Consider the following 13,813-nt stretch of genomic DNA (forward strand, 5'->3'; position numbering starts at 1 on the left):
ACCCATGAAGTGGGTGCATGGACGAAGAGGAGAAACGAATACGAAAAGAAAATTGAATGGAAATTTACGAAGAAGAATGCCGATGAGAAGATGTCAAAGTATTATGTAAAATAATTAAATTGCCAGGACACTAGCTTACTTAAAAATGTCTTGAAATATTTCATGGCTGACTCTCTAAACTAAATTTTATTGTAATGGCTGTTTTGCCTACCACCCCAAAAACCCTATACTCCAAAAAATAGTTTAGTTACAAATGTTTGGTAATACTAATCATTTCCCTTCCAAAAGCGTAAAGGTCAGAGGGGTTCCTTGATGATACTAAATTTCCGTCCACGACAACTTCACTGTCCTCATAAAGCGCGCCTGCGGCCATAATGTCGTCCCTGATCCCTATCCAGCAGGTGGCTTTCCTGCCTTTTATAACGCCTGCCGAAACAAGAACCTGGGGGCCGTGGCAGATTGCAGCAACGGGTTTGTTTTCCTTGAAAAAGTGTTTTACAATCTCAAGGGCATCTTTGTCGAGCCTCATTTTTTCGGGCCCTCTTCCACCGGATATCACAAGGATGTCATAATCTGCAGGGTTTACATCCTTAAAGGCGATGTCAGCATCAATTTCATACCCGTGCTTTCCCGTTATCGGCCCCCTCTTCATAGAAGCGACATGTGTGGTAATTCCTTCTTCTTTCAGACGGTGGTAAGGGTAGAAAAGTTCGAGGTCTTCAAAACCATCGGCTCCGAATACAAGTGCTTTCATAATGAAATTCCCCCCGGACTGGTTTTAGTCTTGAGATTCAGTCTTTCAATTTAGCTTACGGTTTGTCTGGTCTTGCGGTTCTGGTTTTATGCTTTTAATGTTGTAGATAGAAGATTATTCCAGCGGCAAATATACCTTGTCGGGTTCCAAAAATAAAACAGGTGAAATCCTCTTCCTGCCCAGCATTAAGTTTTTGAAAGGGCCTGTTCAAGGTCTGCAATTATATCTTCAGGGTCCTCGATTCCCACAGATAGCCTGACAAGTCCGTCTTTAATTCCGACCTTATTTCTTATATGCCCTGGAATACAGGCATGGGTCATGGAAGCAGGGTGCTGGATAAGGGTATCAGTTGCCCCGAGGCTCACTGCAAGGGAACAGAGCCTGACGCTGTCCATAAGCCTGCGCCCGGCTTCAACTCCGCCCCGGATCTCGAAAGAGAGCATTCCCCCGTATCCGCTCATCTGTTTTTTTGCGACCTCGTGCTGGGGGTGGCTTGAAAGCCCCGGATACCTTACCCACATCACTGCGGGATGGGACTCAAGGAAGCTCGCAACCTTCATGGCGTTTTCGGCATGCCTATCCATCCGGATGTGCAGGGTCTTAAGCCCCCTGATGCAGAGCCAGGCTTCGTGCACTCCCATGATCCCGCCTGTATATCCGACAACCTTTCCCAGGCTTTTCATAAAATCCCTGCTTCCTACAACGACTCCGCCGAGCAGGTCTGCGTGCCCGCCTATGTATTTTGTACAGCTGCTGAGGGAAACGTCCGCCCCGAACAGAAGAGGCTTCTGGAAATAAGGTGTGGCAAAGGTATTGTCTACGACGCAGATGGCTCCCTGTGCCCTTGCAAGCCCGGCAATTTCCCTGATGTCACAGACAGTTATCGTGGGATTGGCAGGCGTTTCCAGAAAGACCATTTTAGTTTCCGGCTTAAAGGCTGCCCTCACATTTTCTATACCGGATGTATCAACAAAACTGACATCTATCCCGAGCCCGGGCAGAACCTCTGAAAAGAGGCTGTAGGTGCAGCCGTACACCACATCCGTTGAGATCAGGTGGTCTCCCTGTTTCAGGGCAGAAAGCACAACTGCAGTTATTGCAGCCATTCCTGAAGCAAAGGTCTGTCCCGTCTCCCCGCTCTCAAGCACAGCAACCTTTTCGGCAAGGACAGCATGTGTAGGCGTGTTCGGAGAGATTCTTGCGTATACATACCCGGCTTTCTCTCCTGAAAATCTGGCAGCACCCTGTTCTACATTCTCAAAAATAAAAGTTGAAGTCTGGAATATCGGAGTCGTGTGCGCCCCGAAGACCGGGTCCGGCTTTTCTCCTGCATGCACGCATTTTGTTGCGAACTTAAGTTCTCTTTCCATTTCCCCAAAAACCCCTGTTAAAATTAATTTTCAGAATAATTATCTGTCTTTCAGGTAATTATTTGTTTGGCGGGAAAGACAGGAAAAAGATTTAAAGTCTGCCCGATCTTAATAAAGAAAACTTGCTTTTATGTGGGTACATTAGAAATCAGCAATTTTAAAAATATAAAAGGCTATATACATGAAGCAAAAAGCCGAAATATTACTAAGAAGTTACGGATGTTGCACCAGAAGCAACCTAAAACGTTAAAGGAAGGCCTTCCGTGATAAAATCCATACTTGATAACGATCTTTACAAGTTTACCATGCAGATGGCTGTACTGGAACTATTTCCCAAAGCAGAAGCAGAATACCGTTTTACCAACCGGGGACCCCAGCGTTTTTCCGAAGAGTTTGTAGAAGAGCTCCGGAGAGTCATAGACGAAGAGATAACCGGATTAAGGCTGACAGAAGAGGAATATCATTGGCTTGGTGAATACTGTCCTTTTCTGAAACCTATGTACCTTGAATACCTCAAAAATTTTCGTTTCAGACCCGAGGAAGTAAAAGTCTGCCTCACCGGAGAGAAAGAACTGGACATCCGGATAAAAGGACCCTGGCACAGCACGATTCTGTGGGAGATTGTCCTTATGGCTGCGGTTTCCGAGCTATATTTCACAACTATAGAGAAGGAGTGGAACGGGAACACGATAAGCCCGGGTACGTCCGAATCCTTACTTGCAGCTTATGGAGACAAAATTCTGGAAATCGGAAAGTCGCTTGAGGAAAACGGCTGTCTTTTTTCTGAATTCGGGACCCGCAGGCGGAGAAGCTTTGAACTCCACGACCATGTGATGAAAAACCTCCTGCAGATAAAAACCCTCACAGGAACAAGCAATGTCTATTTTGCAAAGAAGTATGGTTTAAAACCTATAGGTACGGTAGGTCACGAATGGATAATGGGCACTTCTGCTCTTATAGGGCTCAGGTACGCTAACCGCTTCGCTTTTGAAAACTGGGTGGAGGTCTACAAAGGAGACCTTGGAATTGCCCTTACGGATACATTCGGCTCTGAGGCTTTTTTTAAGGATATGGACCTGAAGCTGTCAAAAATCTACGACGGCTTCAGGCACGACAGCGGAGACCCCCTCCTCTTTGTGGACAGGGTTATAGAGCATTACAGGAAAATGGGCATTGACCCCATGAAAAAGGTAATCGTTTTCAGCGATGCTCTCGACGCCGAAGCTGCAATCCGGCTCAAAAAGTACTGCCAGGGCAAAATCAACTGCAGTTTCGGAATCGGCACAAGCCTTACCAACAATTCGGATTTCTTCCGGGAAAGCCCCCCTCTGAATATGGTAATTAAACTCCACAGTATAAACGGCATTCCGGTAGTGAAATTAAGTGACTCCTCCGAAAAAGAGACCGGAGAAAGGGATGCCCTCAGGGTTGCAAACTATATAGTAGGAAGAAAAGGGCTTGATGAATGACTTAACGAAGAAGGAAAAAGAGAAGGAAAAGGGTAAATATTTAGCCTAGGGAAAACAACATCAATAGCCATATTCAGTAAGATTCAATAGGCAAATTTTTGAAAATTGATTTTATTTGATTGTTGGCTATTGATCGTGTTTTTTCAATTCTCATTGGTTAATAATCATACATATCGGTTTCATCAAAATCGAGAGCAATCGATTGATTTTGGTAGGCTGAATAGTTACTTAACTTTTTTAATTTTATTATTTTATCATCATGAATTTTGAAATATTTTTTCTTGTCTAGTAAATGCAAACATAGAAAATTATTCAGACTGATTTTACCCGCAGGTGTTTTTTCAGTTGGATACAGTGGCCGAAACTGCCAGGTTTCACAGACGAGTTATATACCACAAAGGGAATATTGAGGAAAATTTTGCCCAATTTCCACCCGGAAAAGTCCTGCCAATTTTAAGCAGTACACGTTGGCTGGGCGTGATATGGAAAGGGACAGAACATTAATTACGTAAATCCGATAAAAGCACCTCTTTTTTTAGATTATGCTTCTCGGTTATCGCTTTCACATCATTTAAGAGATGCTCGTCTGCCGTTGGCGATATATAAATTTTTTCAATTAGAGTGCCGAGGGAAACCGGTACATAAATATTTTTTTTATTACGACACTCTCTACCTTCCTCCAAAACATACACCCTTACTTCCTTTTCATAATCATGCTCTCTGTCCTTGTGTGTAAAAATGTAATATGCATTTTTGTCAGGCGGCAGATAATCGGTAAGGTAATCAATATAAATTACTGTACCAATCCTAACTCCATATTCCCCGTCTTCAGCAAAACATTCTTTTAATCTTTTAACACTTGATTTAATGCAAACCCCTTTACCTTCCGTAGTAAAATTCTTCCACATCTTACTGGATTCACGTTCACCCCCACTCCAACAATTTATAAAATTTCCACCTTTCAAATACTGCCAAGATATATGTGCTTCCATCAATTCTACTAGCTCGAATAACACTCTTATATCGGTGTTTCTACCCCAATTGTCGCTTTCATAGATAAGTTTCCATTCTTCAAAAGGGTAAGGCTTATCAAAATTTTCCTTAAAATGACGTCCTATCCGTTTTACTAACTCTAATGTCAACACTGGATTATCTGGATTTTCTAAATCGTACCACTTTTGCTGCATGATAACATCATGAAAATGTTTCCAGTTGCTAAATGGGTAAAGTCCTTCGAAATGATCTTCAAAACGTTTAAAATTTAGAAAATAAATAGCTTGATCTTCGAGCAGAGACTCGAATTTATCAAAATCCATATACCTCCAAATGACAGTTGAATCTACAGGAGTCTCGAAAGCTATATGTTCCTTATACATAACGTTCCCCAGATTTACATTCAAACTTTTTTAGACATATAAAACACACAACTGTTCAAATTTCTACTGATTAGTAGAAGGAAAAGAAGCCATATCAAACCTTCTTTTCCAAACAGGCCAAATTCACCTTTTTTCTGAAATCACCATTAGGGCAATTAATCCATAACAAAGTGGGCGAAATATTACATTACCCCATTTGATGTACTTCCCGATTCCGGGCTTCTGTGTAATTTTATCACCAATAGTTCCGGCAAAGACCGAGATTGCAGAAAAGATCACCCAGGCCTGTACCAGGAACACTACTCCCAGGAATACCATCTGCATGGGGACACTGCCTGCTCCGGTATTTACAAACTGGGGGAGGAATGCCAGGAAGAAGAGGGCAACTTTAGGATTAAGAACATTCATGAAAATCCCGCGCCTGTAAAGGGCAAACGCATTATTTTCCCGGACCGGGGCAGAAGACACCAGCTGATCACTCTCTTTTAAGGCATTCCAGGCAAGGTAAAGCAGGTAAACTGCCCCGGCATATTTTACGATTTCGAAGGCAAGGGCAGATTTATACACAAGGGTGGAAATCCCGAATGCTGCTGCACTGGTATGGACAAGTATGCCTGTACACAAACCTGTTGCTGTTGCAATTCCTGCCAGTTTTCCCTGTGAAATGCTCTGAGTGAGAACGAATAGAATGTCGGGCCCCGGAAGAAATGTAAGGGCTGCCGAGGCTGCAATGAAATAGAATAATTGAGATTGTTCTATCAAGCTTTCTCACATTTTCCTTTAACAACTTAACAATATGCGTGGGAATAAAAAATATGTCTAATATACAAAAAATTTTTAATCTACAAAAAGTAGGTCTAATCTACAAGCAATTTTAGTTAAATTTCTGCGACTCTTCAGGTAGTCTTGTAAAGACTGCCTGAAGAGTTATTTTTTTCTATACATTTCATTCCAGTTGAAGGAAATGTATAGAATAAACATGCCCTCGCAGAAATTGCATTTTTCTTTCAATATACAGTTATCTCACTTTAATGATGAGAGCAGTTGCATGTGCCCGTAGTAGACAATTCTGATAGTATCCCATTGTTAAAGTCCTGAACTGCATCGGAAATCTTGCCCGCAGCTCCTGCAAACACCTTGATTTTATTTTCAGCCAGCGACATTAACGGTCTTCCGCCGATGCCCGAGACAAGCACGATCTCGACATTTTGCGATTTCAAGATTCTCGAAGGGGCAGCACAATTGTGCTCGCCATCTGTAGACCTGTTGCTTATCGTCCTGATTTCAGTAATGGCTTGATCACGTACATCTACAATGGTAAAATATTCGCATGAGCCAAAATGGGCACATACATCAGACTCCAGTCCAGAATCACTCATCGATGGTATAGCTATTGTTGTCACTTTTTTGCTTCCTTCATTAGTATTCCTGCTGCTTTCCCTTTTTTTAGGGCAACAGTAATCGTTTTCAATAAACCTCTTTCCCTTTCCATCGCCGCCGAGTCGGAAAATTAGATCGGAACCACAATTCGGACAGCTTGCGGGACGAGATTGATCGCACTTTGGTTCCCACACATGATCACATTCTTTGCAGAGAAAATCGACCTTGCATTCACCACTATTAACGTATTCTCCTCCAGAGATCTCGATCGCTTTTCCGTTGACAAGAGCATCAGCCACCTTCTGTCGTGCCTTTTGGAGGTCGTTCCAGAAAGTTTTCCGGGATACTCCCATTTTGTCAGCAGCCTCGCTCTGCTCTATCTGGAGAAGGTCGCAAAGACGAATAGCCTCAAGCTCTTCTATGGATAGGTTGGCGATTTCCAGACAGCAAAGAGGGATTTCTCTGGGCTTGTAATAGGTGGCCTTTGGAAAGCAAGATACCCTGCGCTTAACTTTATTGACCATCAAATTACACTTATGCGACACGTAATAAATATCTATCGATCAATATATTTTACTTAAAGCGTTTAAAGTATTGACATTAACATCGTCATTAAGGATTAGAGTAAACACAAGTTGCACTTTGGTTTCCACACATGATCGCATTCTTTGTAGAGAAAATCGACCTTGCGTTCACCACTATTAACGTATTCTCCTCCAGAGATCTCGATCGCTTTTCTGTTGACAAGAACATCAGCCACCTTCTGTCGTGCCTTTTGGAGGTCGCTCCAGAAAGTTTTCCGGGATACCTCATTCTGTCAGCAGCCTCGTTCTGCTCTACCTGGAGAAGGTCGCAAAGAAGAATAGCCTCAAGCTCTTTCAGGGACACGTTAATAATTACGAGAACACTCAACTGAATATCGAGAACACTCAACTGAATATCGAGAACACTTAGCGGAATTTCACGGAGTTTGTAACAAGCAGCTTTTGGGATTCTTGATATTCCGCTTAATTCAATTGACAGTCAAAATACACAAAAGAGAGGATGTATAAATAATTAATGCTACGACAATTTAACTATTGATAAATTAATTAAATAGGAATCCACATTTAGGGTTATGAATATTAAGTAAAAAACCAATAGCAATAAACTCATAACTGTATAAAATGCGATTATAAATCTAACGTTTACGTAATAGTTTTGTATCATATGTCCGTTAGTCCTGTGGCTAGTTTCTGTCTTTTACACATGATTTAACGTAAAAGTTCTGCCAATCACTGGTACTTTCGTTTTGCCCCCCATTCAAATAATTTCATGTTTTTTATTATGAAAAATAAGCATATGATGCCGTTTTTCAGGTTTCATCACGAGTCAACGACTTGTAAGAGTTTAAATAGGATTTATACAACGGGAATTTTTATTTTTATATTTAAACCGAATAAAACTGAAAACTATTTATAGTACATCGCTTATGTGTAATTTAGGAGTCTATCCGAAAAGTGTTGTGACCTACTGTAACTTATACAATCACCGATCACAAATGAACGGATTCCGGATAATAAACACTAATTGTCCAATTGTAAATTTTACAACATGCATAGAACTTTTCGGATAGTCTCTAAGATCTCTTTTATTATTCTGATATCACAAAGTTTACTAATATAGGACCTGTCTCTTATACACATCTCCGAAAGCAGTGAACCCCCAACTCGCTAAAAACTCAAGTTTTAACTACTTAATTTACTGTACCTGATTTTGTATTGTAAGTGTGTAAATTTTATAAAAAGTTAAAAAACGATCTACTAAAAATGTCATTTAAATAGTTGGAACTTTCAAGCAGACGTCAATATAAATTGCACAGTCAGTATTGGTATGCCAAATATCGTAAATACAATCCTCTGATAAAGTGGCTTTAAGCGTATTCAGGAGGTAAAGCTAAAATGAGCAAATTAACTACCGGGAGTTTTTCTATAGAAGATCTTGAATCCGTTCAGATCACTATCAATAATATTGTAGGGGCAGCAAAGGGGGCTGCTGAAAAAAAGTAAAGTAGCTTGTTAAAGCAGGTCCTACACTTTTCCCGGGACTCCTGGAGATCGTTCCAGAAAGTTTTCCGGGATACCTCATCCGGCCAGCAGCCTCATTATGCTCTACCTGGAGAAGGCCGCAAAGACGAATGCCTCGAGCTCTTCCCGGGACACGTTAATAATTACGAGAACACTTAACTGAATTTCACTGAGTTAGTAATTTGTAGCTTTTGGGATTCTTGATACTCCGCTTAACTCAATTGACAGTCAAAATACACAAAAGAGAGGGTGTATAAATAATTAATGCTACGACAATTTAACTATTGATAAAATTAATAAACTCTGAATCCACATTTAGGAGTATGTGTATTAAGTAAAAAACCAATAGCAATAAACCCATAACTGCATAATATATGATTATAAATATGACGTTTACTTAATAGATTTATAGTATATGTCCGTTAGTCCTGTGGCTAGTTTCGGTCTTTTACACATGATTTAACGTAAAAGTTCTGCTAATCACTGGTATTTTCGTTTTGCCTCCTATTCAAATAATTTCATGTTCGGCCCTTATGAAAAATGAGTATGTAATGCCGTTTTTCATGAGTCATTACGAGTCAACGACTCGTAAAAGTTTAGATCGGATTTATACAACGAAATTTTTTTATTTTTATATTTAAACCGAACAGAAATGGAAATTATTTATAATACGTCGCTTATGTGTAATTTAGGAGTATGTCCAAAAAGTGCTGTGACCTACGTAATTTCTACAATCGGCGGATCACAAATGAACGGATTCCGGATAATAAACACTAATTGTCCAATTGTAAATTTTACAACATGCATAGAACTTTTCGGATAGTCTCTAAGATCTCTTTTATTTTTCTGAGATCACAACATTTACGAATATAGGACTTACCCACTTGATGTCTAAAATAAAAGCAGTGAACTCCCAACTCTCTAAAAATTTAAGTTTTAACTGCTTAACATACTGTACTTGATTTTGTATTTTAAGTGTGTAAATTCTATAAAAAGTGAAAAACGATCTCTAAAAAAGTCATTTAACTAGCTGGAACTTTCAAGAATCGTCGGATGAAGTGACTTTAAGCGTATTTAGGAGGTAAAGCTAAAATGAGCAAATTAACTACTGGGAGTTTTTCTATAGAAGATCTTGAATCCGTTCAGATCACTATCAATAATATTGTAGGGGCAGCAAAGGAGGCTGCGGAAGAAAAAGCAAAAGAGTTAGGCCCGATGGGACCTACTAATCTGGCCAGCATAGCATCCTACAGAAGCTGGAACTTGCTTCTTCTTAACCGCTACGAGCCTGTTTTGACCCCCATGTGTGACCAGTGCTGTTACTGTACCTATGGACCTTGTGATCTTTCCGGAAACAAAAGAGGAGCCTGTGGTATTGACATGGCTGGCCAGACAGGAAGGGAATTCTTCCTCCGTGTAATTACAGGTACGGCATGCCATGCTGCCCACGGACGCCACCTGCTTGACCATGTGATCGAGGTCTTTGGTGAAGATCTTCCACTCAACCTTGGAGAATCAAATGTCCTGACCCCTAACGTCACAATCTGCACAGGACTCAGCCCAAAGACCCTCGGAGAATGCAGAGCTCCAATGGAGTATGTTGAAGAACAGCTCACCCAGCTCCTTGCAACCATCCACGCAGGTCAGGAAAGCGCAGAAATTGACTACGACTCAAAGTCCCTATTCAGTGGTAGCCTGGACCACGTCGGCATGGAAATTTCTGATATTGCCCAGATCTCGGCATATGATTTCCCGAAAGCTGATCCGGAAGCTCCCCTCATTGAAATCGGAATGGGGACCCTTGACCAGTCCAAGCCAATCATTGTTGTCATCGGGCACAACGTAGCCGGTGTAACCTACATCATGGACTACATGGAGGACAATAACCTCACCGACAAGATGGAAATTGCAGGGCTTTGCTGTACCGCATTCGATATGAGCAGGTACAAAGAAGCCGACAGGAGACTCCCATACGCCAAAATCATAGGGTCCCTGGCTAAAGAACTGAAGGTTATCCGTTCCGGAATGCCTGATGTCATTGTTGTCGACGAACAGTGCGTCCGCGGTGATGTCCTGTCAGAATCCCAGAAACTCAGGATCCCTGTTATCGCTTCCAACGAAAAGATCATGATGGGCCTGCCGGACCGCACAGACGCAGATGTGGATTCAATAGTTGAGGAACTCAAGTCAGGGGCAATACCTGGTTGTGTAATGCTGGACTATGAAAAGCTCGGAGAACTCGTCCCGAAGCTTGCCGAAGTAATGGCCCCAATCCGCGATGCAGAAGGTATCACAGCAATCCCGACTGACGAAGAGTTCAAAGTATACATTGACAAGTGTGCCAAATGCGGAGAATGCCTGCTGGCATGTCCGGAAGAGCTCGACATCCCAGAAGCTTTTGAATATGCAGCCAAGGGAAGCTACGAGTATCTCGAAACCCTTCATGATATCTGTATCGGGTGCCGCCGCTGCGAACAGGTATGTAAGAAAGAAATCCCAATCCTGAATGTGATTGAGAAAGCTGCACAGAAGGCTATTAGCAAAGAGAAAGGATGGGTAAGAGCTGGCAGAGGACAGGTAAGTGACGCCGAGATCAGGAAAGAAGGCCTGAACCTCGTTATGGGAACTACCCCCGGCATCATCGCAATCATCGGATGTCCGAACTACCCGGCCGGTACCAAAGATGTATACCTCATCGCCGAAGAGTTCCTGAAGAGAAACTACCTCCTGGCCGTTACCGGATGTTCCGCAATGGATATTGGTATGTTCAAGGACGAAGAAGGCAAGACCCTTTACGAAAGGTATCCGGGTACATTCGCAGGTGGCGGACTGCTTAACAATGGTTCCTGTGTGTCCAACGCACACATCACTGGAGCCGCTGAGAAAGTTGCCGGAATCTTTGCCCAGAGGACCATGGCAGGAAACCTGGCAGAAATTGCAGACTACACTCTCAACCGTGTAGGCGCATGCGGACTTGCCTGGGGTGCATACTCTCAGAAAGCTGCTTCAATAGGTACCGGATGTAATATCTATGGTATCCCGGCAGTGCTCGGCCCACACAGTTCAAAGTACAGGAGAGCCCTGATTGCCAAGAACTATGATGAGTCCAAGTGGAAAGTCTATGACGCCAGAGATGGCTCAGAGATGAACATCCCACCAGCACCGGAATTCCTGTTGACAACCGCAGAAACCTGGCAGGAAGCAATCCCGATGATGGCAAAAGCCTGCATCCGCCCGTCCGACAACAACATGGGCAGATCTATAAAGCTGACCCACTGGATGGAGCTTTCCTTGAAGTACCTCGGAGTAGAACCGGAAGACTGGTGGAAGTTCGTTAGAAACGAAGCCGACCTCCCACTTGCCAAGCGTGAATCACTCCTCAAGAGGCTTGAAGCAGAGCATGGCTGGGAAATTGACTGGAAGAGGAAGAAGATTATCTCCGGTCCGAAGATTAAGTTCGATGTCTCAGCACAGCCAACGAACCTCAAGAGACTTTGCAAGGAGGCCTGAAAATGGTAGACACTACCAAAAACACCAAGCTTTTTACCAGTTACGGAGTGACAACTTCCAAAGCGACCACCCCTGAGGTAGCAGCCAAGTTGATTTCAAAAGCAAAGAGGCCACTCATTGTGGTAGGGACAAAGATCCTTGATCCGGAACTCCTGGCCAGGGTAGTGAAGATTTCACAGAAAACAAAAATTCCTATTGCAGCTACCGGAAGCTCTATGCCCGGCTTTGTTGACAAGGATGTTGATGCAAAGTACATCAACCTTCACCAGCTAGGCTTTTATGTAACAGACCAAAACTGGCCAGGGCTTGACGGCAATGGGACTTATGACACACTCATCGTCCTTGGGCACATCAAATACTACCTCAACCAGGTACTGTCCGGGACTAAAAACTTCAGTAGTATAAAGGCAATCGCAATTGACAGGAACTACATCCAGAACGCAACAATGTCCTTCGGAAACCTGAGTAAGGCAGACCACTATGCTGCCCTGGATGAACTTATTGATGCATTATAATTCTATTTAGGAGGCGAAACATAATGGCAGAATTCCCATTTGACATTTCCCCAATGTATGAAGGGGAAAGAGTAAGAAAAGAAGGCATGTTTGTCGAACTCGGAGGCCCGAAGTCCGTCGGTCTGGAACTTGTCCGAGCAGCGCCCATGGATGAAATTGAGGACGACAAAGTAACAATTATCGGTCCCGACCTCAAGCAGCTGGAAGAAGGCAAGACCTATCCCTGGGCAATGGTCTTTAACATTGGTGGAGAACTCGTCGAGCCTGACCTCGAATCAGTCGTAGAAAGACGTGTCCACGACTTCATCAACTACTGCCAGGGCATTATGCACCTGAACCAGAGGTACGATGTCTGGATGAGAGTTTCCAAGGATACAGCTGCAAAGATGGACTCCTTTGACTCCTTCGGAAAAGCTGTAATGATGCTCTTCAAGAGTGAACTGCCCTTCATCGAGAAGATGCAGGTTACATTCTACACCGATGAAGAAGAGGTTAAGAAGCAGCTCGAAGCCGCAAAGGATATCTTCAAGGCAAGAGACGCAAGGACAAAAGACCTGCACGATGAAGATGTGGATGTCTTCTACGGATGCACCCTCTGTCAGTCCTTTGCTCCGACCAACGTCTGTGTAGTCTCTCCTGACAGGGTTTCTCTCTGTGGTGCAATCAACTGGTTCGACGGCCGTGCAGCAGCAAAGGTAGACCCAGAAGGTCCCCAGTTTGAAATCGCCAAGGGTGAACTTCTTGATGCAAATATGGGTGAATACTCCGGTGTAAACGAAATTGCCAAGAAACTCTCCGCCGGCGAATTCGACAAGATCAAACTACACTCCTTCTTTGACTCCCCGCACACATCCTGCGGCTGCTTTGAAGTAGTCGGGTTCTACATCCCTGAAGTCGACGGTATTGGCTGGGTTAACAGAGAGTACCAGGGAATGGCCCCGAACGGTATCGGATTCTCCACAATGGCCGGTCAGACCGGTGGCGGAAAGCAGATCGTAGGTTTCCTCGGTATCGGTATCAACTACTTCTATTCCCCCAAGTTCATCCAGGCTGACGGCGGCTGGAACAGAGTTGTCTGGCTACCCTCGATGCTTAAGGAGAAGATTGACGAAACCATCCCTGCAGACCTCAAAGACAAGATCGCAACCGAGAAAGACGCAAGTGACATCCAGTCCCTGAAGGCCTTCCTCGAAGAGAAGAAACACCCGATAGTTGCCACCTGGGCAGCTGCTGCTGAAGAAGAGGAAGAAGAAGAGGAAGAAGAAGAGGAAGTAGCAGTTGCAGCCGCTCCAATGATGATGCCTGCAGCCGGCTTCCAGATGCCTGCAATGCCAATGATGTCCGGCGGTTCAGGCAGCGGAATAAAGCTGACC

At 43.4% G+C, this 13,813-nt stretch carries 10 protein-coding genes; 4 read left to right on the forward strand and 6 right to left on the reverse strand.

Features of this window, described 5'->3' with window-relative positions; translation table 11 throughout:
- Nucleotides 1-247: 247 nt before the first annotated feature.
- Complete coding sequence (locus EO98_RS03330; protein WP_048143160.1) at nucleotides 248-754, reverse strand: type 1 glutamine amidotransferase domain-containing protein; 507 nt, start codon at nucleotides 752-754, stop codon at nucleotides 248-250.
- 185 nt (nucleotides 755-939) lie between these two features.
- Nucleotides 940-2,124: a PLP-dependent aspartate aminotransferase family protein gene (locus EO98_RS03335; protein ID WP_048143158.1), complete on the reverse strand. Its 1,185-nt coding sequence runs from the start codon at nucleotides 2,122-2,124 to the stop codon at nucleotides 940-942.
- Nucleotides 2,125-2,387: 263 nt separating this feature from the next.
- Here EO98_RS03335 and pncB point away from each other — a divergent pair, with 263 nt between their 5' ends.
- Nucleotides 2,388-3,593, forward strand: coding sequence for a nicotinate phosphoribosyltransferase (pncB, locus tag EO98_RS03345; RefSeq protein WP_052734583.1), 1,206 nt, complete (start codon nucleotides 2,388-2,390; stop codon nucleotides 3,591-3,593).
- A gap of 500 nt (nucleotides 3,594-4,093) precedes the next feature.
- Here the strand turns inward: pncB and EO98_RS03350 are convergent, their stop codons facing one another.
- From EO98_RS03350 to EO98_RS19525, 4 genes are all read right to left on the reverse strand, one after another.
- On the reverse strand, nucleotides 4,094-4,909 hold the full coding sequence (locus tag EO98_RS03350) for a hypothetical protein (RefSeq protein WP_156161006.1): 816 nt from the start codon (nucleotides 4,907-4,909) through the stop codon (nucleotides 4,094-4,096).
- 183 nt (nucleotides 4,910-5,092) lie between these two features.
- Nucleotides 5,093-5,731, reverse strand: coding sequence for a LysE family translocator (locus tag EO98_RS03355; protein WP_048143152.1), 639 nt, complete (start codon nucleotides 5,729-5,731; stop codon nucleotides 5,093-5,095).
- Between the two features lie 266 nt (nucleotides 5,732-5,997).
- On the reverse strand, nucleotides 5,998-6,873 hold the full coding sequence (locus EO98_RS19520) for a DUF134 domain-containing protein (RefSeq protein ID WP_082098454.1): 876 nt from the start codon (nucleotides 6,871-6,873) through the stop codon (nucleotides 5,998-6,000).
- Between the two features lie 95 nt (nucleotides 6,874-6,968).
- Entirely contained in the window at nucleotides 6,969-7,109 is a 141-nt protein-coding gene (locus EO98_RS19525; protein ID WP_235283912.1) for a hypothetical protein, read from the reverse strand.
- Nucleotides 7,110-9,507: 2,398 nt separating this feature from the next.
- Here EO98_RS19525 and cdhA point away from each other — a divergent pair.
- From cdhA to cdhC, 3 genes are all read left to right on the forward strand, one after another.
- Entirely contained in the window at nucleotides 9,508-11,925 is a 2,418-nt protein-coding gene (gene cdhA, locus EO98_RS03370; protein WP_048143150.1) for a CO dehydrogenase/acetyl-CoA synthase complex subunit alpha, read from the forward strand.
- Between the two features lie 2 nt (nucleotides 11,926-11,927).
- Nucleotides 11,928-12,440: a CO dehydrogenase/acetyl-CoA synthase complex subunit epsilon gene (cdhB, locus tag EO98_RS03375; RefSeq protein ID WP_048135321.1), complete on the forward strand. Its 513-nt coding sequence runs from the start codon at nucleotides 11,928-11,930 to the stop codon at nucleotides 12,438-12,440.
- A 23-nt stretch (nucleotides 12,441-12,463) separates the two neighbouring features.
- Nucleotides 12,464-13,813: CO dehydrogenase/CO-methylating acetyl-CoA synthase complex subunit beta (gene cdhC, locus EO98_RS03380; protein WP_048143148.1), on the forward strand; the 1,350-nt coding region annotated here is incomplete at its 3' end.

The organism is Methanosarcina sp. 2.H.T.1A.6, from assembly GCF_000979455.1.
GTDB lineage: Archaea > Halobacteriota > Methanosarcinia > Methanosarcinales > Methanosarcinaceae > Methanosarcina.

What these genes read in the sequence shown, in the direction of transcription:
- EO98_RS03350 (WP_156161006.1), bottom strand. Translation starts at nt 4,909, where the DNA reads ATGGATTTTGATAAATTCGAGTCTCTGCTCGAAGATCAAGCTATTTAT.
- EO98_RS19520 (WP_082098454.1), bottom strand. Translation starts at nt 6,873, where the DNA reads ATGGTCAATAAAGTTAAGCGCAGGGTATCTTGCTTTCCAAAGGCCACC.
- EO98_RS03335 (WP_048143158.1), bottom strand. Translation starts at nt 2,124, where the DNA reads ATGGAAAGAGAACTTAAGTTCGCAACAAAATGCGTGCATGCAGGAGAA.
- EO98_RS03330 (WP_048143160.1), bottom strand. Translation starts at nt 754, where the DNA reads ATGAAAGCACTTGTATTCGGAGCCGATGGTTTTGAAGACCTCGAACTT.
- cdhA (WP_048143150.1), top strand. Translation starts at nt 9,508, where the DNA reads ATGAGCAAATTAACTACTGGGAGTTTTTCTATAGAAGATCTTGAATCC.
- cdhB (WP_048135321.1), top strand. Translation starts at nt 11,928, where the DNA reads ATGGTAGACACTACCAAAAACACCAAGCTTTTTACCAGTTACGGAGTG.